This window comes from Pseudomonas defluvii (assembly GCF_001695625.1).
GTDB lineage: Bacteria > Pseudomonadota > Gammaproteobacteria > Pseudomonadales > Pseudomonadaceae > Aquipseudomonas > Aquipseudomonas defluvii.
On record NZ_MBPN01000050.1, the window covers coordinates 1 to 21,618 of the forward strand.

General features: G+C 59.8%; 15 protein-coding genes. All 15 read left to right on the top strand.

What is annotated here, in order from left to right; all coding sequences use genetic code 11:
• Positions 1–65 precede the first annotated feature (65 nt).
• The 15 genes from tssB (at position 66) to EKA13_RS14955 (ending at position 21,575) form a co-directional block, all read left to right on the top strand.
• Positions 66–584 (top strand): type VI secretion system contractile sheath small subunit, encoded by a 519-nt coding sequence (tssB, locus tag EKA13_RS14885; RefSeq protein WP_065760174.1) that lies wholly within the window; start codon positions 66–68, stop codon positions 582–584.
• Positions 585–595: 11 nt separating this feature from the next.
• On the top strand, positions 596–2,086 hold the full coding sequence (tssC, locus tag EKA13_RS14890; protein ID WP_065760175.1) for a type VI secretion system contractile sheath large subunit: 1,491 nt from the start codon (positions 596–598) through the stop codon (positions 2,084–2,086).
• A gap of 33 nt (positions 2,087–2,119) precedes the next feature.
• Positions 2,120–2,602 carry an Hcp family type VI secretion system effector gene (locus EKA13_RS14895; RefSeq protein ID WP_065760176.1) on the top strand — a complete coding sequence of 161 codons (483 nt, stop codon included), beginning with the start codon at positions 2,120–2,122 and terminating at the stop codon, positions 2,600–2,602.
• A 106-nt stretch (positions 2,603–2,708) separates the two neighbouring features.
• Positions 2,709–3,197 carry a type VI secretion system baseplate subunit TssE gene (gene tssE / locus EKA13_RS14900; RefSeq protein ID WP_245704339.1) on the top strand — a complete coding sequence of 163 codons (489 nt, stop codon included), beginning with the start codon at positions 2,709–2,711 and terminating at the stop codon, positions 3,195–3,197.
• Positions 3,190–5,064, top strand: coding sequence for a type VI secretion system baseplate subunit TssF (gene tssF / locus EKA13_RS14905; RefSeq protein ID WP_065760177.1), 1,875 nt, complete (start codon positions 3,190–3,192; stop codon positions 5,062–5,064). The genes tssE and tssF overlap by 8 nt, the downstream gene beginning before the upstream one ends.
• A complete protein-coding gene (gene tssG / locus EKA13_RS14910) occupies positions 5,049–6,011 on the top strand; it encodes a type VI secretion system baseplate subunit TssG (protein WP_065760178.1) in 963 nt (320 codons plus the stop codon). Before tssF ends, tssG begins: the two co-directional genes overlap by 16 nt.
• A gap of 19 nt (positions 6,012–6,030) precedes the next feature.
• Complete coding sequence (tssH, locus tag EKA13_RS14915) at positions 6,031–8,658, top strand: type VI secretion system ATPase TssH (RefSeq protein ID WP_065760179.1); 2,628 nt, start codon at positions 6,031–6,033, stop codon at positions 8,656–8,658.
• A 381-nt stretch (positions 8,659–9,039) separates the two neighbouring features.
• The gene (locus EKA13_RS14920; RefSeq protein WP_065760180.1) at positions 9,040–9,411 is read left to right on the top strand and encodes a DUF4280 domain-containing protein; all 372 of its coding nucleotides are present in this window, start codon (positions 9,040–9,042) and stop codon (positions 9,409–9,411) included.
• Positions 9,412–9,421: 10 nt separating this feature from the next.
• A complete protein-coding gene (locus EKA13_RS14925; protein ID WP_065760181.1) occupies positions 9,422–11,512 on the top strand; it encodes a type VI secretion system Vgr family protein in 2,091 nt (696 codons plus the stop codon).
• Positions 11,499–12,038 (top strand): type VI secretion system lipoprotein TssJ, encoded by a 540-nt coding sequence (gene tssJ, locus EKA13_RS14930; RefSeq protein WP_065760182.1) that lies wholly within the window; start codon positions 11,499–11,501, stop codon positions 12,036–12,038. The genes EKA13_RS14925 and tssJ overlap by 14 nt, the downstream gene beginning before the upstream one ends.
• Positions 12,025–13,365, top strand: coding sequence for a type VI secretion system baseplate subunit TssK (gene tssK / locus EKA13_RS14935; RefSeq protein ID WP_065760183.1), 1,341 nt, complete (start codon positions 12,025–12,027; stop codon positions 13,363–13,365). Before tssJ ends, tssK begins: the two co-directional genes overlap by 14 nt.
• Positions 13,362–14,573: a type IVB secretion system protein IcmH/DotU gene (icmH, locus tag EKA13_RS14940; RefSeq protein WP_065760184.1), complete on the top strand. Its 1,212-nt coding sequence runs from the start codon at positions 13,362–13,364 to the stop codon at positions 14,571–14,573. The genes tssK and icmH overlap by 4 nt, the downstream gene beginning before the upstream one ends.
• Positions 14,574–14,619: 46 nt before the next feature.
• A complete protein-coding gene (gene tssM, locus EKA13_RS14945; RefSeq protein WP_065760185.1) occupies positions 14,620–17,907 on the top strand; it encodes a type VI secretion system membrane subunit TssM in 3,288 nt (1,095 codons plus the stop codon).
• Between the two features lie 189 nt (positions 17,908–18,096).
• Complete coding sequence (locus EKA13_RS14950) at positions 18,097–18,837, top strand: hypothetical protein (RefSeq protein ID WP_065760186.1); 741 nt, start codon at positions 18,097–18,099, stop codon at positions 18,835–18,837.
• Positions 18,838–19,334: 497 nt separating this feature from the next.
• Positions 19,335–21,575, top strand: coding sequence for a TonB-dependent siderophore receptor (locus tag EKA13_RS14955; protein WP_083199816.1), 2,241 nt, complete (start codon positions 19,335–19,337; stop codon positions 21,573–21,575).
• Positions 21,576–21,618: the final 43 nt, after the last annotated feature.

The window sequence follows — 21,618 nt, forward strand, 5'->3', positions numbered from 1 at the left end:
GAGCTTACATTTTCTAAGATCCTCGACTCCTTTTCCAGCCGGTCAGATTTTTTCTACACCCTTAAATGCGAAGAGCCAGTAATAGTGGGCAAAAGTTTATTGGTCGTAACCGCGCGCCGCGGGTTCAGATCGACTACGACGTCGAACTCTACGGTGCTGAGAAAACAGTAGAAATTCCTTTTGTGAACGGTGTATTGACGGATTTGTCGGGTGCCAATACTGCGCACTTGCCGTCCGTGGCCGATCGGAAGTTTCTGGAAATTGATATTGATAACTTCGATGAGCGCATGAATGCCATTGCGCCGTCGTTGAAGTTTGCAGTCAAGAATGAACTGACCGGCGAAGGCCAGCTGTCCATTGCCCTGGATATCAAGAGCATGGACGACTTCAGCCCGGGCGCTATCGCACGCAATGTCGAACCCCTCAGCAAGTTGTTGGAGGCGCGCAATCAGCTCTCCAACCTCTTGACCTACATGGATGGCAAGAGTGGCGCTGAGCAACTGGTCGCGCAGTTGCTCCAGGACCCTGCGCTCATGAGTTCGCTGCTGGCGCAAGCGAAGTCTCCTGCCCAAACCACTGAATGAGGTAAGCCGCCATGGCTGCAACTGAACAGATACAGGTCGCTGACAGTCAGCTGACTACCGATGCTCCCGATAGTTTCGGCAGCCTGCTGCAACGCGAGTTCAAGCCGCGCAGTGAGCGGGCCAGTGAAGCGCTGCACGCTGCGGTGCACACCCTGGCTGAGCAGGCACTGAGCGCATCGCACCTGATTGCGGACGACACGCTGAGCACCATTGAGGCGCTTATCGCCGCGATCGACAGCAAGTTGTCGAGCCAGATCAATGCGATCTTGCACCACGACGACTTCCAGAAGCTCGAAGCGTCCTGGCGCGGTTTGCATTATTTGGTCAGCAATACGGAAACCGACGAGAAACTGAAGATTCGCTTCTTCAACGTCTCCAAGGGCGATCTGGCCCGTGAACTGAAAAAGTTCAAAGGCGCGGCCTGGGACCAAAGCCCGTTGTTCAAGAAGATCTATGAGCACGAGTACGGCCAGTTTGGTGGCGAGCCCTTCGGTGTACTGATTGCCGACTACTACTTTGACAACAGCCCGCCGGATGTCGAGCTGCTGTCGTCCATGGCCAAGATCGCGGCGGCAGCCCATGCGCCATTGATCAGCGCTGCCGACCCAGGCGCGCTGCTGATGGACTCGTGGCAAGAGCTGGCCAACCCACGTGACTTGAGCAAGATCTTCCAGACCCCTGAGCATGCGGCGTGGCGCAACCTGCGCAGCTCCGAAGACTCGCGCTACGTGGGCCTGACACTGCCGCGTTTCCTCGGGCGTATTCCTTACGGCGCGAAAACCGCGCCGGTGGAAAATTTCAACTTTGAAGAAGTGACCCAGGGTGACGCCAGCAACTACCTCTGGGTCAATGCGGCTTATGCCATGGGCTTGAACATCAACCAGTCGTTCAAGCAGTTTGGTTGGTGCTCGCAGATCCGCGGTATCGAGTCGGGTGGTGCAATCAGCGGGCTTCCCGTGCACACCTACCCGAGCGAAGACGGTGGTGTTGACATGACCTGCCCAACCGAGATCGCCATCAGTGATCGTCGCGAGCTGGAACTGGCGAACAACGGTTTCATGCCGCTGGTGCATTGCAAGAACACGTCGGTAGCGGCGTTTATCGGGGCGCAGTCGCTGCATAGCCCGCAGCAGTACGACGACCCCGATGCAACCTCGAACGCGCAATTGGCCGCGCGCTTGCCTTACCTGTTCGCTACCTGCCGTTTTGCCCACTACTTGAAGTGCATCGTGCGCGACAAGATCGGCTCGTTCAAAGAGCGTGCGGACTTAGAGGACTGGCTTAACAGTTGGATCATGCGTTATGTCGATCTGAACCCGGCAACGGCGACGGATATCGATAAAGCGCGCAAGCCGCTGGCGGCTGCGGAAGTTATGGTCGAAGAGGACGCGGCGAATCCAGGGTTTTATCGGGCCAAGTTTTTCTTGCGTCCGCACTACCAGCTGGAAGGCCTGACGGTTTCATTGCGCCTGGTTTCGAAGTTGCCATCTGTAAAAGCGTGAAATACTCACTATTTTATATGCTAGGAGAAATACATGATTTTGGTAAAATTTGAGCCGGAGATTAAAGGGACTTCCACCGTCAAGGGTTATGAAGATTGGATTGTCTTCGAATCGTACGCTATTAATTCCGCACGACACATTCAAGTGCATGGGAATGATCGTGATGTTAGTAATGCCCATGTTTCTGAGCTGATGCTGACAAAGGGAGCGGATAAGACGTCGCCGGAGTTTTTTATTCAAGCGAAAATTGGTACGGCGTTCACTAAGGCTACTATAGTAAGTTTGCACGCCGCAGGGTCAAATAAAACGCTGCAGAAAATGGTGTCGCTTGAGTTGGGCGATCCAATCGTTAGCTCTTATTCTACGCAAGGCTCAAGTGGTAATCGTCCGTCGGAACACATTACGCTGAATTTTTCAGAGATCAAATACGAGTACCATTATTTTGATGGTGGGGTGAAAAAAGGCTTCGTGGAAAAATCGTACGACTTAATTAGTAACAGCGCACCAGCTGCGTAACAGCACGGTCGGCATAGCCAAGGTGAACGCTGATTGGGGTTCACCTTGAGCGTGTTGTATCGATTCTGTTGTGTTTCCAGTTAATCGTGACCGATCAGGTTTACCCATGAAGAGCTGCGCCCATACCTTGCTGGAGCGTTTAAGCGTGAACTTCCATGCTGTGGCTTCCCCGAACGCCACAGCAAGCAAGGATGGGCAACTGTCCCGTTTACGCGAAGATCTGAGCACGCTGCTAAATACCCGTGGGCTTGTCAGCACACTGGACCTCAGCCAAGCGCCTTACGTCGCTCGCTCTGTACTGAACTACGGGATTGACAGCATTGCGGGCGAGACACTCTCCAGTTTTTCTCCGGAGGCTCTGGTGAAGCGTATTCATCAGGCCATTCTGGCCTACGAGCCAAGGGTGATTCGCCACAGCTTGCAGGTTTCCTGGATAAGCCGCACCGAAGCGCCCCTGTTCGAAATACAGATGGTCATCGAGGGGCAACTGCGCGATGCAGAGGTCGCTCACCCGTTCACCTTTCGCTCCATCTGGAATACCCAAAGTGGTGCGGTACACCTCGATACAGCACCGTTCAGGGGGCGGCATGGATGAGCGACTGTTGCGCTTGTACGAGCGCGAATTGCAGTTCCTGCGAGAAGGGGCTGCCGAATTTGCCAAGGCCTACCCCAAGGTGGCAAGCCACATTGGCCTGGACACCCAACACAGCCACGACCCCGGTGTGGAGCGTCTGCTCGAGGGGCTGGGGTTCCTGACGGCCCGCATTCAACTGCAGATGGCGTCGGAGTTTCCGCAGTTCACCGGCAACCTGCTGGAGCAGCTCCAGCCTCAATCGTTAATGCCACTGCCGTCCATGGCGGTGGTGCAGTTCACGCCGGACAAACATCAGGGCAGCCTGCTCAATGGCTTCTGCCTGCCCGCCAGTACCGCGTTGAGCGCGGTTGCCGAGCTTGACGGGCGCACCGTGCGGTGTGAGTGGCGTAGTACTCAGCCGGTCACCTTGTGGCCGGTGCAGATCGAGTCTGCCGACTACCTTGCCAGTACCAGCCTGCTATCAGGGTTGCCTGCCAGGTTTACCGGCCAGGCGCACTCGGTGTTGCGGCTGCGCTTGCGAACCACCACGGGCGTCACGTTCAAGCAGATTGCTCTGGACGCGCTGTGCGTTTACTTGAGTGGGGCAGGGGCGCTGGCGGTTCACGAAGCGCTGCTCTCGCGTGCAGTCGGTGTGCTTGCAAGGCCGTCTGAGGACACCCCGGCGTGGTGCGAATTCATTGAGCCCGCGTGCATCACCCAGGCCAATCTTGAAGGCGCGCCTGACACACAGGAACCCTTGCGTGGCGTCAGCGGGCACGCCGGCTTTGCGCTGCTCAGGCGTTTTCTGGCGTTTCCCGAAGGGCAGCGCTTTATCAACCTGTCCGGGTTGGGCCCCGCAGTACGCCGGTGCGATGGTGAGCACCTGGAACTGCTGATCGTGTTGGCGCCGTTGTCCAATCAGCTGCCCGCCGGGCTCGATGGTTCGATGTTCAATCTGTTCTGTGCGCCGGTGCAGAACCTGTTCCAGAAACGTACTGATCGCATCAACGTGTTGCACCATCGGCCGGAGATTCCTGTGCTGGTCGACCAGGCGAACCCCTTGAACCACGAAGTTCATCAGGTGCTGGAGGTGCACGGCTACTTTAGCGGCAGCCGCGAGCGCCAGCGCTTTGTGCCATTGTATTCGCCGCAGGCGCGGGCAACCGACGCAGCCGGCACCGGCTTTTTCCAGGTACACCGGGCGCCCAGCCGCCCGCGCTCGGCTGCCCTGCATGGCAAGCCGTCTTATGCGGGCAGCGACCTGTCGATTGCCCTGGTAGACCCTCAGCACCCGCCGTATCGACCGGACCTGCATCAACTGGCGGCTGAAGTACTCTGCTCAAACCGCGACCTGCCGTTGCACATTGGCTTCGGCAAGGGCAATACCGATTTTGTCCTGGATGTCAGTGCCCCCGTACTGGCCATTCGCAGGCTGGCTGGCCCGTCGACGCCGCTCGCTGTGCCGGTTTCGGGCGAGGGGCCCTGGCAGGCAATTCAGCATTTGTCGCGGAACTACCTGCCACTGGCCAATGACGATGGACTGGCCGGGGCACAGGCGTTGCGCGAACTGCTATCGCTTTACATCGCCCCGGATGATGCGGTGCTGCAGCGCCTGCTTGAAGGCATCGTTTCCTTGCGCGCCACCGCGCTGACACAGCGCTTGCCCGGCAGCGGGCCGGTAGCGTTCGGCCGTGGCTTGCAACTGCATCTGACCCTCGATGATGCCGCTTGCGAGGGCATTGGTACTGTTGCTTTCGGTGCGGTGCTGGATGTCTTTTTCGCCCGCTATGCGGCCATCAATGCGTTTACCCAGACCGTGCTGTACACCGTGGGACGCGGGATGATCATGCGTTGGCCGGTGAGGAGTAGCCAATGCATGACCCTGTGAGCCCTTGGGAGCAACTGCAGCGTCAGGCCTGGCGTTTCGATTTTTTCAGCGCGTTGCGCTGCCTGGATGCGCTCGACCCGCAGCGCCCGCGCCTGGGCACGTCGGAACACCTGCGAGAGGATCTACTGCGCCTGGGCCAGGCGGTGTCACTGGCCTTCGAGCCGGCCATGCTGCGCAACCTGCAACTGCGCGAGGGGCTGCCGCCACAGTTGCGGGTGACCTTTTTTGGCCTGACCGGGGTCAATGGCCCGATGCCGTTGCCCTTCAGTGAAGAGGCCTTGTCCCGGCAGATCAACCACAACGACGGAACACTGGCCAGTTTTCTGGACATCTTTCACCACCGCCTGCTGTGCCTGTTGTATCGCAGCTGGGCAATGGTGCGCCCGGTTGTCTGCGCCGACCGGCCAAACCAGGACCGTTTTTCCGAGTATGTGCAAGCGTTCGTTCCACACAGCGAACGCTATTACGCCAGCCAATACCTCGACCAGCGACGCAGTGCCGAGGGCCTGCTGGGTGTGTTGCGCGATCACCTGCAGGTGCCCGTCACCCTGCATCAATGGCATGGGCGCTGGAGTGCATTGGCGCCGACAGATCAACTGCAATTGGGTGCTGGCACCGAGGCCGCGCAACTGGGGCGCAGTTCCTTGCTCGGGCGCAGGGCGTGGAATGTCCAGCACAGCGTTCGCGTGACACTCGGGCCGCTGTCGCTGGCCGATATGACAAGCTTCTTGCCTGGCACCGAGGCGTTGCGCGACCTGGCACGGCTGGTGGATGACTACCTGGGCTGCGGCTTTGAGTGGGATGTGCAACTGCTGCTCGCACCGAGTGCCAATACGCCGATGCGTCTGGGGGGCAATCTGTCCCTCGGCCTGACCTCCTGGTTGTCCAGCAACCGCCCCGCGACTCAACCACGAGCCTGTGTTCTGACCCCGGCTCGTCTTCAATGACTACAACAGGAACTGCGCCATGACTGACATCAGCCGCGCCAAGCTTTTTGGAAAGCTCGACACCTTGGCTTATCAGGCGATGGAGTCCGCCACAACCTTGTGTCGGGTACGAGGCAACCCTTACGTTGAGCTGGTGCATTGGTTCCAGCTGGTGCTGCAACAGCCAGACTCCGACCTGCGACGCATCAACGAGCGCTTCGGCCTGAACGCGGGCACGCTTTCCAGCGATTTGATCAGTGCCCTCGACCGCTTGCCCGCGCAGGCGGCCTCGGTCGTCGACCTTTCCGCTCAGTTGGACGAAGCCATGGAGCGCGGCTGGTTGTATGGGGCGCTGCAACTGGATGCGAGCAGAATTCGCAGCGGTCACTTGTTGCTCGGTGTGCTGGGTACGGGAAGCTTGCGGCATACCTTGTTCGCAATGTCCCGTGAGTTCGAGAAGATCAATCGTGAGACGCTGCTCGAACAGTTCCACGAAATTGTCCAGCGTTCACCTGAGCAGCCCGTGGTACCCGGTCACGGGGCACTAGCGGACCAGCCCCGTGAAGCATCCAGCACATTGCAGCGTTACACCAGCGACCTCACCGAGCAGGCACGGCTTGGCAACCTCGACCCGGTGCTGGGGCGCAATGAGGAGGTGCGTCAACTCATCGACATTTTGATGCGTCGGCGTCAGAACAACCCATTGCTGGCCGGTGAGGCAGGCGTTGGGAAAACCGCTGTGGTCGAGGGCTTTGCCCAGCGAATTGTCGCCGGTGACGTGCCCGAAGCGTTCCTCGGGGCCCGCGTGCTGGCGCTGGATATCGGCTTGTTGCAGGCCGGTGCCAGCGTCAAGGGCGAGTTCGAGCAGCGCCTGCGCCAGGTGGTCGACGAGGTGCAGGCGGCCACGCAACCGACACTCTTGTTCATCGACGAAGTGCATACCCTGGTCGGCGCAGGCGGCCAGGCCGGTACCGGTGACGCGGCCAACCTGCTCAAGCCGATGCTGGCGCGGGGCAAGCTGCGTACGATCGGCGCCACGACCTGGAGCGAGTATAAAAAGCACATCGAGAAGGACCCCGCGCTCAAGCGACGTTTTCAGGTACTGCGGGTAGACGAACCGAGCCCCGAGGTTGCGATCACCATGCTGCGCAGTGTGCTGCCCACGTTGCAGCGTCACCATCGGGTGCAGATCCTCGATGAGGCGGTGGTGGCTGCCGTCCACCTGTCACACCGTTATCTGCCGGATCGCCAACTCCCGGATAAAGCCATCAGCCTGCTCGACACCGCCTGTGCGCGGGTTGGCATCAGTCAGCAAGCGATGCCCGCACAACTGGCTGACAGCCGCGAGCGCATTGCAAACCTGCGCGCTGAAAAAGTGGTGGTGCAAACGGAGCAGGCCATTGGCCTGCTCGACCCTGAGCGCCTGCAACGTCTTTCGCAGCAACTGCGCGATGAACAGCAGCGCAGTGCTGAGCTGGAAAAGCGCTGGCAGGCGCAAACCGCTTGGGTCGGCGAGATCCAGCAGTTGCGCGAACGCCTCTGCACCGAGCACCTCGCGCCAAGCGTGGAGCAGGCTGAACTGCAGGCCGCCTTTCTGGAGCGCACCGAAGCATTGCAGCAGCGCTTGCACGCCGCCCAGTCTGAAGTGCCTGCCCTGGTACTGACGGATGTCGACGCGCAGTCGGTGGCCAGCGTGCTGCAAGGCTGGACCGGCATTCCGCTGGGCACCCTGCAGCGCAATGAAATTGAAACCATTCTCAACCTCGCCGAGCGCCTGGGTGAGCGTGTCATTGGCCAATCCCATGCGATGGAAGCGATTGCCCGTCGTATTCAGACCTCCCGTGCCGGGCTCGATCACCCGGGTAAACCGGTAGGGGTGTTCCTGCTTGCCGGCCCTTCTGGCGTAGGCAAGACGGAAACCGCCCTGGCCTTGGCGGAACTGCTGTATGGCGGTGAACACAACCTGGTAACGATCAACATGAGCGAGTACCAGGAGCCGCACACGGTCGCTTCGCTGAAGGGCGCGCCACCAGGTTATGTCGGTTACGGTGAAGGCGGTGTCTTGACCGAGGCGGTGCGCCGTCGGCCGCACTGCGTGATCCTGCTCGACGAGATTGAAAAGGCTCACCCCGACGTCCATGAAGTGTTCTTCCAGGTGTTCGACAAGGGCTGGATGGAAGACGGCGAGGGCCAGGTCATCGATTTTCGCAATACCTTGATCCTGATGACCACCAACGTGGGCTCCGAAGTGCTGTTCAACCGGCAAGGCACCGAGACGGACCAAGACCTTGAACAGCTGCTCAAGCCGGAACTGCTGCGCGTGTTCCCGCCCGCGCTGCTCGGTCGCCTTGTTGCCATTCCGTACTTTGCGCTCAACGACGACATGTTGGCCCGTATTGTCGAGTTGCAACTAAAGCGCGTCGCCGCACGCGTAGAACAGCGTTATCAGGTACCGCTGCACTATGACGCGGTATTGGTGGACTATATCGTCAGCCAGTGCACCGATATACACAGTGGTGGGCGCATGGTTGATTCCATCTTGACGAATGGGCTTTTACCGCAGCTCAGTCGCGCATTCTTGCTGGGCGAAATAAATCAGACCGTGCCTCAACGGGTCAGTTTATCGGTTGGGGATGCAGGGATTATTTACGAGTTTGCCAATGACTAAGGCTTTTTAGTCGGCGCCCCACGTTTGAAGGCGTGCGGCTCAGGCCACAGAAGCTGCTTCGCTACAGTTCGGTTTAAAACAATTCGGTTTAAAACAGCACGGTTTAACACCGCGCGCCTGTTAGCTATGTGGGCGCGAGGTGTTTGCTTGTTTCGCGTAATGGTAAATGCGTTTGGCGGGTGAATAGATGAAATGGGTGTGCGATCAAACCATTGGGTTGAATAAAACACTGTCTGAAAATCCTTCGTGCCTCTCGGATTTTTCCTATTTAACGCTTCGTGGTTTTGGCCAAAATACCGCTTCACGTTTTCATCGGTGTCGGTTGCCGCATAACGTAACCAATTATTCAGCGGAGGGGCTGTTGTGCCAGAACAAGTTGTAATGGGGGCGTTGTTACGGTGTTCATTCGGGGCTGCGCCTGCGAACTTGGCTGTACTGCCGGTAAACCGCTACAACGTTGAAGGCCAGCCCGCCGCCAACATCATGGACCACAAGCCGATGGTCAACATCGCCCCGTTCGGCGTGTGTTCGTCGATGGCCAATCCGACGGTCTCCGCCGCGACGTCTGCGGCAATGGGGGTACTGACCCCAATGCCCTGTGTGCCGGCAACTGCCTCGCCTTGGACACCCGGCGCTGCCAAGACCCATCTCGCGGGGCAACCGGCGCTGCATAGCCAATGCACCTGCCTGTGCAACTGGGGGGGCGTGATCAAGATCGTTCAGCCCGGTACCCGTAAAACGATGATTGCCTGAGGGGCTGCACGTGACTAGCGCTTCTGCAAAACACGCCCCTACCTCCTGCTCCTTCGCCGGGCCGCCAGGTTCCACTGCGCTGTTGTTCGCCGGCCTGGACGGTAGCGAGGGGCTGAGCCAGTTGTTTGAATACACGGTCAAGGCCCTGAGCCCGGAGGGCGAACTGAAGGCCGATGATTGGCTGGGCCAGCCCCTGGTCGTCGAGCTCCCGTACGACTTTCAAGCGCCTGCACGTGTCCTGCACGCGCACATCTGTGGTTTCCGCCGTGTGGCGGATCAGGGCCAACTGCCGTGCTATGAGTTTTTACTGCGCCCCTGGTTATGGTTTGCAACCTGTGCGAGCAACAGCCGGATTTTTCAAAGCAAGTCGGCGCCTGAGGTGCTCAAGGAGGTGCTGAGCGTATACCCGGGAAACCTGGACTGCGTGCCCCTTGAGCAGTACCCGGCATTGGAATACTGCGTGCAGTTCGGTGAGAGCGATTTCGCCTTTGTCAGCCGCCTGATGGAGGAGGCCGGGCTTTACTACTTTTTCCGGCACACCGCTGAAGGGCACTGCCTGGTGATCACCGATTCAATGAGTGAGCACACGCTGCTTGAAGGTGATCATCGGTTTGAACTGGGTGGAGGGCAGCCCGAGCTGTTCAATCGCTTTTCGGCGTGGGTGCCGGAGCAGGTGTTGTGCAGTGGTCGAGTGCGTGCCACCGACTTCGATTTCACCAAGGCCAACACCCGCGAAGCCAGCGTGCTCGGCGCCGATGCCTCGGTGGTCATGGCGCATGATCAGGCCACTTATGAACACTATCACTACCCAGGGCACTTCAATGACGTCACTGCGGGTGAGGCAGCGACCAAGGTTCGGGTACAGGCGCTGAATGCCGAACAGCAGCGCATCCGCGCAGCAGGTTGCGCACCGTATCTTCTGCCCGGGGCCTGCTTCACCCTTGAGGGGCATCCCGAGCACAACCAGAACACGCAGTACCTGATCGTCCAGGCACACCTTCAGGCAACTTGTGTGACCTCGACCTACGGCGTCAGTGGCCCACGTTTCAGTTGTCAGGTCGTGGCAATCCGCAGCGACGGTTGCTACCGCGCCGAACTCAAGACCCCACGGCCAAAGATCGTTGGTCCGCAGACCGCGTTCGTCGTCGGCAAGGAGGGCGAGCCGCTGTGGGTCGACGAATTCGGGCGGATCAAGGTGCAGTTCCACTGGGACCGTAGCGACCAGCGCAACGAGAACTGCTCATGCTGGGTGCGTGTCGCGCAGCCCCTGGCCGGGCAGCGCTGGGGGGCGGTTTTCCTGCCACGGGTAGGCCAAGAGGTCGTGGTGGAATTTCTCGATGGCAATCCTGACCGTCCGCTGGTGACCGGGAGCCTCTACAACGGCGGCATGCGGCCACCCTACGCGTTACCCGCGCAGGTCGCTCGCAGTGGCATCAAGAGCCAGTCGCTGGGTGCCGAGGATGTCTACAACGAACTGCGTTTCGAGGACAAGGGCGGCGCCGAGCAGTTGTTGTTCCATGCCGGGCGCAACCAGGACATCACGGTGCGTAACGATGCCTTTGAACACATCGGCAACGACATTCACCTCAAGGTAGGCGGCACTGCTTACCGCCAGGTGATGAAAGACGCCCACGAGCACATCGAGGGTGACCTTAACGCTCGGGTCAGCGCGGACTACTCACTTGATGTCGGTGGCGACCAGGTCAGCGCGATCAAAGGCAGTTGCTCGCTCGAGGTGGGCGCTGATCAGCAGGTCAAGTTGGGCGGCGCGCATTCACTGGACATCGCCGCAGACAGCGATACCAAGGTTGGCGGCAAGTTCAAGCTCGGCGCCAGCAGTGTCGACGTCAAGGGCAGCCAGACGATCACCCTTGAAGCGGGCCAGACGCTGGTGCTCAAGGCCGGTTCCAGCACGGTCGAGTTAGGCCCCAAGGGGGTTTCGATCAATGGCGCGATGGTGGCCATCGACGGCAAGGGCAAGGTCGATATCAACGGGGGCGGCGAGGGTAGCTCGGCGTCCGCAGAGGCGCCGTCACCCAAACAACCGCAAAAACCGAAAAAAACCAAAGCCCCCAAGGAGGCTGATGATGGCCGCGACTAACACCATTGCACAGGTCCCGCGCACGGTGCTGCGTGGCACATTGCTGATGGCCCTGGGATTGCTGCAGGGCTGCCAGGCATTCGGCTGGTTTCAGGCGCCTGCGCCACTCGACCCGAAAAAGCGCGTGGACATTGTGGCGGCGCTCGATGTCAATCCGAACCTCTTCGGTCGTCCGTCTCCTGTGTTGCTCACGTTCTACCAACTGAGCGATGCCACAACCTTCCTCAAGGCGGACCTGTCACGTCTTGAGCATGCCAATGAGTCGTCGGCCGATGCGACCTGGCTCGTGCGCGAGACGTTTCAGTTAAGCCCTGGCGAACGGCGCGAACACCTTTTCGTACCCCATCCGCAGATGCGCCTGGTGGGCGTGGTAGCGGAGTACCGCGACCTGGATAACGCTCAATGGCGCGCGGTAGATGTCTTTCAAGCCCAAAGCCCCGAGGTACTGAAGGTGAACCTGGCGCGGGACAGGGTATCGGTTCAGGCCATTCCAATAGCAGAGGGCTTAACACATGCTCAGCAATGACGGCGTTGTCTGGTCGGAAGGCATGTTCCTCCAGCCGCAGCATTTCCAACAGCAACAACGCCACGTGCAGGCGCAGTTGGTTCAAGGGTTGCAAGCGGTACAGGCTAACGTCTGGGGGTTCAGCGCATTGAAACTCGACCCGGCGCAGTTGCTCCTGGGGCGAATCCAGTTGCTCGAGTGTGCAGGTGTTCTACCCGATGGCACGCTGTTCAGCCTCGATAGCCAAGGCCTGGCGCAGGCCGGCTTCGTTGTCCCTGAGGGTGCACGCGGGCTGGACGTGGTATTGGCCTTGCCCAGAGCGGGCGCTGCACACATTGACGTCGAGCACGCGTCTGCCGCCGACAGCCTGTCGCGCTACCATCAGCTGGAGGCCACGGTGCAGGACAGCACCGCCGAGGGTGCCGCAGAGGCGACCTTGCAGCTTGCCCGGCTCAACCTGCGCCTGGCACGTCGGCAGGACGTCGAGCAGTCACATGTGTACCTGGATGTCGCCCGGGTGCTTGAACGCAGTTCTGGTGGCCAGGTCAGCCTGGATGAGGCCTTCATCGCACCGGTTCTGAACTGGCGCCTGGCGCCGCGGCTGGCGGCATTTGTGGATGACTTCCTCGGCCGTGTTCGGCAGCGGGGCTACATGTTGGCGACCAACATGGGTGTACCAGGGCTGGGCGGAATCGCCGAGGTCCATCATTTTCTGATGCTGCAGACGATCAACCGAGCCGAGCCGATGCTCGCCCACCTTGCAAGCTACCCGGGCTTGCACCCCGAGGTCCTGTTCCGTGAGTTGGTCGCCCTGGCCGGTGAGTTGGCGATTTTCTCTGAAACCAGCAAGCGGCCAAAGTCCTATCCGGTGTACCGGCATGATCGGCTCGCCGACAGCTTCGACCCCGTCATGATCGACCTGGCTCATATCCTCAGTGCGCAGGCCGGAACCGATGTAGTGCCCCTGGCCTTGAATGAGCGTGAACACGGTATTCGTGTTGCCGCCGTGCTCGACACCAGCCTGTATGGCAGCGCCCGCTTTGTACTTGCAGTGCGTGCGCAAGTGCCGGATGACGAACTGCGCAAGGTGTTCCCGACGTGCCTGAAGGTTGGGCCAAGCGAACGCGTTGCCGACCTCGTCGACCTGCAGCTACCCGGAATCAACGTCTGTGTTCTGCCGGCCGCGCCGCGTGAACTGCCGTACTACGCAGGCTTCAGCTACTTCGAGCTTCAGCGCGACAACCCGTTGTGGCAGGCACTTGGCAGCAGCGCCGGTTTCGGCCTGCATGTGGCCGGTGATTTTCCGGGCTTGCAACTGGCCTTCTGGGCGATCAAGGAGCCTCAATGAAACGCCGTTTCTGGACCCCTCTTGCAAACATCAAGGCGCGCTGGGGCGCGTCGGCGTTGCCGGCCCCGACAGCACGGCCACATGACGCCTTGCCCGCGCTGAGTAGCGAAGGGCTTGGGCTGCATGCCAGTGACCTGCTGTATGAGGTCGTGTTGCTGCGCAGCCTTGAGCAGGCGCCCGACCTTGATGATCTGCGCGCCCATCTGGTTACCCAGATGCGTACGTTCCATCGAAAGGCGGTGGAGGATCGCGTACCGGTCAGCCTGGTTGAACGCGCCCAGTATGCGATGTGTACGCTGCTCGATGAAACCATCTCCAGTGCTGAATGGGGCAGGGGAGAGTGGTCGAAACACAGCCTGCTGATGATCTTCCATGGCCAGACCTCGGGTGGAGACGGTTTTTTTGGCTACCTCGATGCAGCTGAGCTCAAGCCTGAGGAAAACCTCCCGCTGCTGGAGGTGATGTACCTGTGCCTGGCCCTTGGCCTGGAGGGCCGCTACCGCATTCAGAGTGAAGGGCGCGCCGCGCTTGCGCTGCGGCGCAACCACCTGTTCGAAACGATTCGCATGCAACGCGGCTACCTGCCCACGGTCAGCCCGGATGAGCCGGTGCGTGGCTGGCGTCATGACTACTTCAGCCGTCGTCGTTATGTCTGGTGGGGGTGTGGGGCATTGCTGGTGATGCTGGCGGCCGGCTTGGCCTATCACCTGGAAAACCGTTCCTACCAAACCCTGGTGCGCTTGCAGGCACTGGAGCAGGCACCGCTGAACAGCTTGGCGCAGCAACTGGCCCTGGCGCTGTCCGCAGACGTACGGGCTGGCCGCCTGTACCTGCTTGAAGACGGCCTTGGCGTGCGCATCACGATCAGTTCCTCCGGTTTGTTTGCTGCTGGCGGTAGCGAAGTGGCGTCGCTCTACGAGCCTGTATTGAAGCGTATTGCCGCTGCACTGGAGCAGTGGCCGGTGCACATCAAGGTGATTGGCCACAGTGACGACACGCCGGTGGCGACCCGCTTGATTTCCAATCAGGCATTGTCACTGGCCCGTGCCGAGACCGTGCTTCGCGCGCTGGTGGGCAATGACATCGACCCTCTGCGCTATACCGCCGAGGGGCGTGGTGAGCTTGAACCGTTGTTCGCCAATGACAGCCCGGATAACCGTGCCCGAAACCGTCGCGTGGAAATTTTCGCCTATCCCACGCAAGGCTGACTGAGACGGCATTCCCCCACACCTTTTACTTGCGGATGTTGCTGCCATGCTTCTGCGCGCCCTGAAAACCCTGCTGTTCGCCTGTGCGGCGCTGCTGGGCCTTGTAATTCTGATGTACCTGGTCCTGATGCATGGCCAGCGTCTGGCAGTCGATGGTTACGCACCCTTGGCCAGCGTGGCGAGCCGTCTGCTGCTCTGCGCCGGGCTTGCCGTCCTGGCACTGGTGCTATGGCTGCGTCGGCGTCGGCGCACAAAGGAAACCGATCCAGCGCCCTTGATCGACGCCGCGCCGCAGGAGGCCTGTTCGGACCGGGAACGGCTGCTGCGCGAGCGGCTGCAGGCCTGGTTTCAACGCGCCAGTGGCCGGTTGCCAGGGTTCTTGCTGATCGGCCCGCCGGGGCTGGACAAGGGCCCGTTGCTCGGCCTGAGCGGCAACGCCAACGACGACCTGCGCTGCGCCACGGTGAGCGGTTTCGCCCTGTTCGATATCAACGGCAGCCTGCTGAGCCCGTCTCAACCTGAGCAGGCACGGCTGTGGCGTCTGTTGCTCGATGAGCTCAAACAGGCTGAGGTTGGCGGCACACTGCCGCGCGGAATCCTGCTGGTGCTGTCGGCTGTGCAGTTACACAAAGCGAGCGTCGCCGAACGCGATCAGTTGGCACTGATGCTCCGTGCGCGCCTTGAAGAACTGGCCAGTCGCTTTGGTAACGCCCTGTCGGTGCAGGTGATCGTCAGCGGTTGTGAGCAACTGCCTGGGTACACGGAGTCGCTGGCGTGGCTGGCGGCAGACCGGCGTGAATTGAGCCTGGCGTTTGCGCCTGCCCTGCGTAACCGAGACCTGCTCGCGACCTTAGGCCCGCGCATGAGGGCGCTGATTGCCGACCTGCACAGCACCGCGCTCGAGCGTCTTCAGCGTGAGCCGGATGTTCAGGTGCGTTCCATGCTGTTCGGCTTCACGCCGATGTGGCGCGCTCTCTCCATGAGCCTGCAGGCGGTGCTGGAAACGGCCCTGGCCCAAGAACGCGGCATTGCCCAGGTCGCCCTGCAGTCGGTGCGTTTCAGTGCACAACCGGCCACGGTCGAATCGCCGGCCCCGGTCTTGTTGCGGGCGTTGCACACCTGTTGGCGCCCCGGCCGACTGCGCACGCCAATGCGCCAGGGGCTGGCATGGGGCAGGTCATGGGCACACATTCTGGTGCCAGCAATCAGCCTGATGCTCGGCCTGCTGTTGCTCAGCCTGCACCGCGATCAGACCCGTCGCCTGGAACACGCCGATCAACAGATAGCAGCGTTACAGCAGGCGCCCCATCATGCCAACACCCCGGTGCTGGGGGGCGACACCCTGCTGCGGCTCGACCGGCTCGCCCACATGGCGTACACCCTCGACCAGGGCTGGTTGCCCTGGTCGACCGGTCGTCAATTGCAGCTGCATGCGGCGCAAGCCTATGCCCACGCCCTTGAACAGCAGGTGCTGGCCGATCTGCTGCAGCGTCTCGAAGACCGTCTACGCCGTGCTCAAACCCTTAGCGAAGCAACACTGCGCCAGAGCCTGTCGTTGTACCTGATGCTGGGCGGAGAAGGGCGTTTTGATGCGCAAGCACTGGGCGAGTGGTACGCCAGCGCCTTTCGCGACAGTGCCGGAAGCCGCCTGAGTGACGCGCAGCATCAGCAGTTGGACGAGCACCTGCAGCGGTTGCTCAAGCGCCTGGCACTGTCCACGCCACGGCCACTGGACCGCGGGCTCATCGAGCAGGCGCGCAACCAGCTGGCGGCTGAACCTGTGGCGCACCGGTTGTACCGGCAGCTACTGGAGCAGGTGGATGATCGCACCTTGAGCGAATTCAGTATCGCCTCTGTACTGGGCGCGGGCGGCCTGTTGCTGTTCACCAAGCGCAGCGGAGAACCCCAGGCCCGCGGGGTACCGGGGCTTTACACCGTGGAGGGGCACCGGCGTTTTAGCGCACGCGTCGAGCCCATGCTGGCGCTAGCGCTGGTTCAAGAGCGACGCCTGATGGGGCAGGCTGAGGTGCTGAGCCTCAAGCCCATCAAGGACGAGGTGCTAGCGCTCTACCACCAGGCCTATATCGAGCAGTGGGAGGCGTTTTTCGACGACCTGCAAGTCAGCGGCCTGGATCAGTCCGAACACGTACCGCGCCGGTTGTTGCAACTGGCGCAACGCGACTCGCCGTTGCTGGAACTGTTGCACGCGGCGGCGCGCCACACCCAGCTATCGCCCGTATTACCATCCCACGGCGTGCTGGAGCGCGCCCTGCAGAAAGGCGAGCACCTGCAGCAGCGGGTCGGCCTGGCTCAACCGGTACCGGCGGTCAGCCCGTTGCCTCATCCGGTCACCCAGCATTTCAAGCCCCTGCACCAATGGCTGGCGGCCGAGGCACCGGTGAGCACGTCCGAGCAACTGCTGCTCGCCTTGAAAGACACCGCCTTGTTCATCGACGCCAGCCAACAGGGCGTGCGGCAGAAAGTGCCCATGGACGCCAGCGATTCGTTGCAACGCCTGAGGGAAGAGGTGGAGCAACTGCCCGCGCTGCTTCAACCCATGATGCTGGACATCGTTCAGGTCGGTCAGCAGCACGTGCAGCAACACACCCGGCACGTGCTTGAACGTGCATGGGCCAGCGACGTCGCGCCCCTCTGTGAGCGTGCGCTGAGCGGGCGTTACCCGTTCGACGGCGATTCAGACACCCAGGCGTCGCTGGACGATTTCAACCGGTTGTTTGCGGCCGACGGCTTGCTGCAGCGCTTTGTAGAGCAGCACCTGGACGGCCAACTTGATACCCGGTCACGCCCCTGGCGCTTGAACGAGGGCGCCTCGGTGGGCGGCCTCAGTGCGCCACTGCTGGCCACCCTGGAGAACGCCGCACAGCTGCGCGACAGCTTCTTCCCGGCAGGCCAACACCAGGCACAGCTGGCATTCGAACTCAGCCCGCTGATGATGAGCGAGCGCATCGCCAGTTTCACCCTGGACTACGACGGTGCGCGCTTGAACTACAGCCATGGGCCGCTGGGTTCGGCACTGTTCGAATGGCCCGGCAAAGCCCTGGGCAGTGAAATCCGGGCCAGCGTGACACTGCTTGACGGCCGCACCCTCATCCGCAAAAGCACCGGGCCGTGGGCCTGGTTTCGCCTGATCGACCAGGCACGGCAAATCCCGACCGAAGATCCCGAGGCACGTCAGCTGGTGTTTGATTTCGAGGGCGAAGAAGTGCGCTTGCAGTTACGTGTGGGGCGTGCGGGTGCGCCGTTTGATAGTCAGGGGGTGAGGCGGTTTGATTGTGCAGTTGTTAATGCAGCGTTTGTGTCGATTAATACTTGATTGCTAAGTGCTGCATGAAAAAGTGTCGCAAACAACTTATGGCACAAGTCAGTAATGCAATGCAATGCAGTGCAATGGATGGATGTGGTTATTGGTGAATCCTAGGTGTGTGCGTGGGAGGCCGTGAATGGAGGTTTAATAGGTTTGTAGAGGTTGTTGTAATCCTTGAGCTAAATATGGAGGTGTACTATGAATAAGGTTGAGTTGCTGAAGCGATGGGAGACGAGTAAATTATGGCCGAGTCGGGCATTAATACATACATTGCGTCCACATTATCAGGAAGAAGATCCAGATCATCAAAAAACCAAACAAGCCAAACCAGACCCTCACAAAACTAGTCCGCTGATGACTCTGCCTGCAGAACATGTGTTTGCAACATGGGATATCATCAGTGCTACGCTTATTGATTTTAATCGCGTTGGGATTGTGGATGTGCTTAACCCGAGGCGGCGTAATTCTTTCCAGGAATTAGGTTTTATATTGGATGTGCCGATACAGAATATTGTGGGTATGCATCATCAAGATCTCTGGTTTCCTAATCATGCTGGAACCGTAAAGGACCCTGGAAGCGCAGGCGGCAGGCGAGTAACGGATTCTAATGCTTTGACGGATGCTCTTTACAAAGGAATAAGGGTTGATGGAAAGCAGTTGATGCCGAAAGGTTTTCATCAGATTCGCATTCCGGGAGATATGCTATATCACACGAGACTCTATAATGAGGTGCTGATTGTAGGCAGGAGTGGTGTTAATACTTATCCGGGTCTGCCGCAGACTGGGAGGATAAAAATTCGCGAGGTGGCTATTTTTCGTCACTACATACATGAGAATGCTGAGGAGGGTGGAAGTCTCGAGAGGTATAGGCTCGTACAGAGGCGCGCTGAAAAATTAAGAGCATTAAATGGTGTAACGGCCCCCGTAAGGATTCTTTGATGGTTTAAATGTTTGCTGCTTCCGCCCGTGGCAGGGATTGCAAAAGAGGTTATGATTAGAAGGATTTTGAGGGTTATTGGGGGCGGCCTGAGTAAGAATTTATTCTTTTGATTTGCCTCGGATTTTATATGGAGATTGCGCTCTCAAACGCTATCTGGAACAAGTAGGCGAGGCGGTCGCCGCATAATGTTTTGCGAGTCTTTCTAGGCGCGTAACAATGCGGCGATTTTCGTTGAGCTATCCGATACGATCCACGACTCCCCCCTGCCCAAACCTTTCACTGGCCCCCGCAGGTCAGCAGTACGACCCAAGATCTCAACCGATGCGGCTTGGTGGGTTGGTGAATGCCCGACTCGACATCTACGGCACACAATAGCTGCCGCAAGGCTAGCGCTACCACCTGTTTGCGTGGCTGAAGTGTTTCCTGTTAGCGTTCGCAACTGTAAACTATTCTCAATAGCAACAGTCAGCAACGTCTACAGGGAGCGGGGAGCGTCATGAAATTGGGGTTTAGTGCAGGGAAATTCGGGGCCGGTGCGTTCTCGTCACAGTGGCTGGGGCTGGGGGCTGTGACGGCGTTGAGCTCGCTGTTGCCGATGGGCGTGACGTACGCACAGAATGCAGCCGATACCGGCTCCGGGACGTATGTGGAGTTGGCGCCTTCGGCAGTGGAGGCCAAGGCGGTGGAAGACACCGGTTACGTCGCCACTCAAGCGCAGGGCATCACCAAGAGCAACGTGCCGCTGATCGAAAACCCGCAGTCGGTTACGGTGGTCACGCGCAAGCAAATGAACGCACAGGATGCGCAAACCCTCAGCGAAGCCCTGCGTTACACCGCAGGGGTAAACGCCGAGCCGTTCGGTGCCGATAACCGCAACGACTACATCTACATCCGCGGTTTCGATCAGTCCAACGATGGCCTGTTTCTCGATGGCCTGAACCTGCTGAACCGCAACTACGGCATGTGGCGTGTCGACCCTTACAGCCTTGAAAGTGTTGAAGTGGTGCGTGGCCCCAGCTCGGTGCTGTTCGGCCAAAGCTCGCCGGGCGGTCTGGTCAACCAGGTCAGCAAGCGTCCGACCGCGGCGCCCATCCGTGAGATCCGGGCCGAGTACGGCAGTTACGACAAGAAAGTCGGTGCGTTCGATATTGGCGGCAAGCTGGATGACGATGGCCGTTTCCTGGGGCGTCTGACTGCCCAGATAAAGGACGGCTCCACGCAGATCGATCATGTCGACGAAGAGAGCTGGTTCATCGCTCCGGCACTGACCTGGAACATCGATGACAACACCTCGCTGACAGTCCTGGCGCAGGTTCAGCACGAGCGCCTGGGCTCGGTGTTCCAGTACCTGCCGTACGAGGGCACGGTCAAAACCAACCCATTGGGCCGCTATGACACCGACCTGTTCGCTGGTGAGCCGGACTTCGACCACTTCGATCGCGATCAGGAAAGCATCGGCTACACCTTCGATCATGTGTTCAACGATGTCTGGAGCTTCAAGCAGAATTTCCGCTACCGCCATTTGACCCTGGACTACAAGTCCATTTATGGCCTGGGTTATTACAACCCTGCACCAACGGCAGACCTGGCACCAGGCGACTTTGGCCAGGGTTACCGTGGTGCGTTGACCTCCAAGACCACCGTCACTGGTTGGGCATTGGATAACCAGGCCCATGCAAACTTCAACACCGGCCCTATCGAGCACAACGTCACCCTGGGCGGTGACATGCAGTACACCACCTACGACATCTTCAACCAGGGCAGCCCGGGCGGTGACCCGAACCCCTTCGATCTCTATAACCCAACCTACGGCAACTGGACGCCGAGCGACCTGGCGACGTCCAACGACGTGGTCAGCAAGGTGCGTCAGCTGGGTATCTACACCCAGGATCAGTTCAAGATCGACAAGTTTGCCTTTACCTTGGGTGGCCGGGTTGACTGGGCACGTGTGAACCAGGACAGCGACGGTGGTACCGGTGCCTACGCGACTGCGCGCAACGCAGCGGGTACCAACCAGCGTAACGACCGCAAGGCGACCTACCGCGCAGGTGTGGTGTATCTGGCTGACAATGGCCTGGCGCCGTACTACAGCTATTCTCAATCATTCGCCCCCAACGTGGGCCTGACCACCGACCTCATGAAGCCGACCACCGGCGAGCAACATGAGCTGGGTATCAAGTACCAGCCCAAGGGCTCCAACAGCTCGGTGACGCTGTCGTTGTTCGACCTGCGCAAGAAGGACGTCCCGACCCCCGATCCAACCGACCCGAGCGGCCAGCGGCAGGTCCAGATTGGCGAGGTCCAGTCTCGCGGCGTCGAGCTGGAAGCGGTTGCCAGCATCACCGAATCGTTCAACGTGATTACCAGCCTGACCTACAACAAGGTCGAGATCACCAAGGACACCAACTATGAAGGCAACCGGCCGTACAACGTGCCGGAGAAAATGGCCTCGATCTGGGCGGATTACACCTTCAGGAACGGTGATATCAAAGGCCTGGGCTTTGGCGCTGGCGTGCGCTATGTCGGCTCCAGCTACGGTGACGATGCCAACAAACTGGATATTCCGGCCTATGCCCTGGTGGACGCCATGGTGCATTACGACCTGGAGAACTGGCGTGTGCAGTTGAACGCCAAGAACCTGCTCGACAACAACTATGCCACCTGCCAAGGCACGGAGTTCCGTTGCAACTACGGTTACCCGCGCATGCTTTCCACCTCTGTGTCCTACAACTGGTAAGCGTCTGTAGCCATCTTCGCCCCCTCCAGGATCGAGGGGGTGA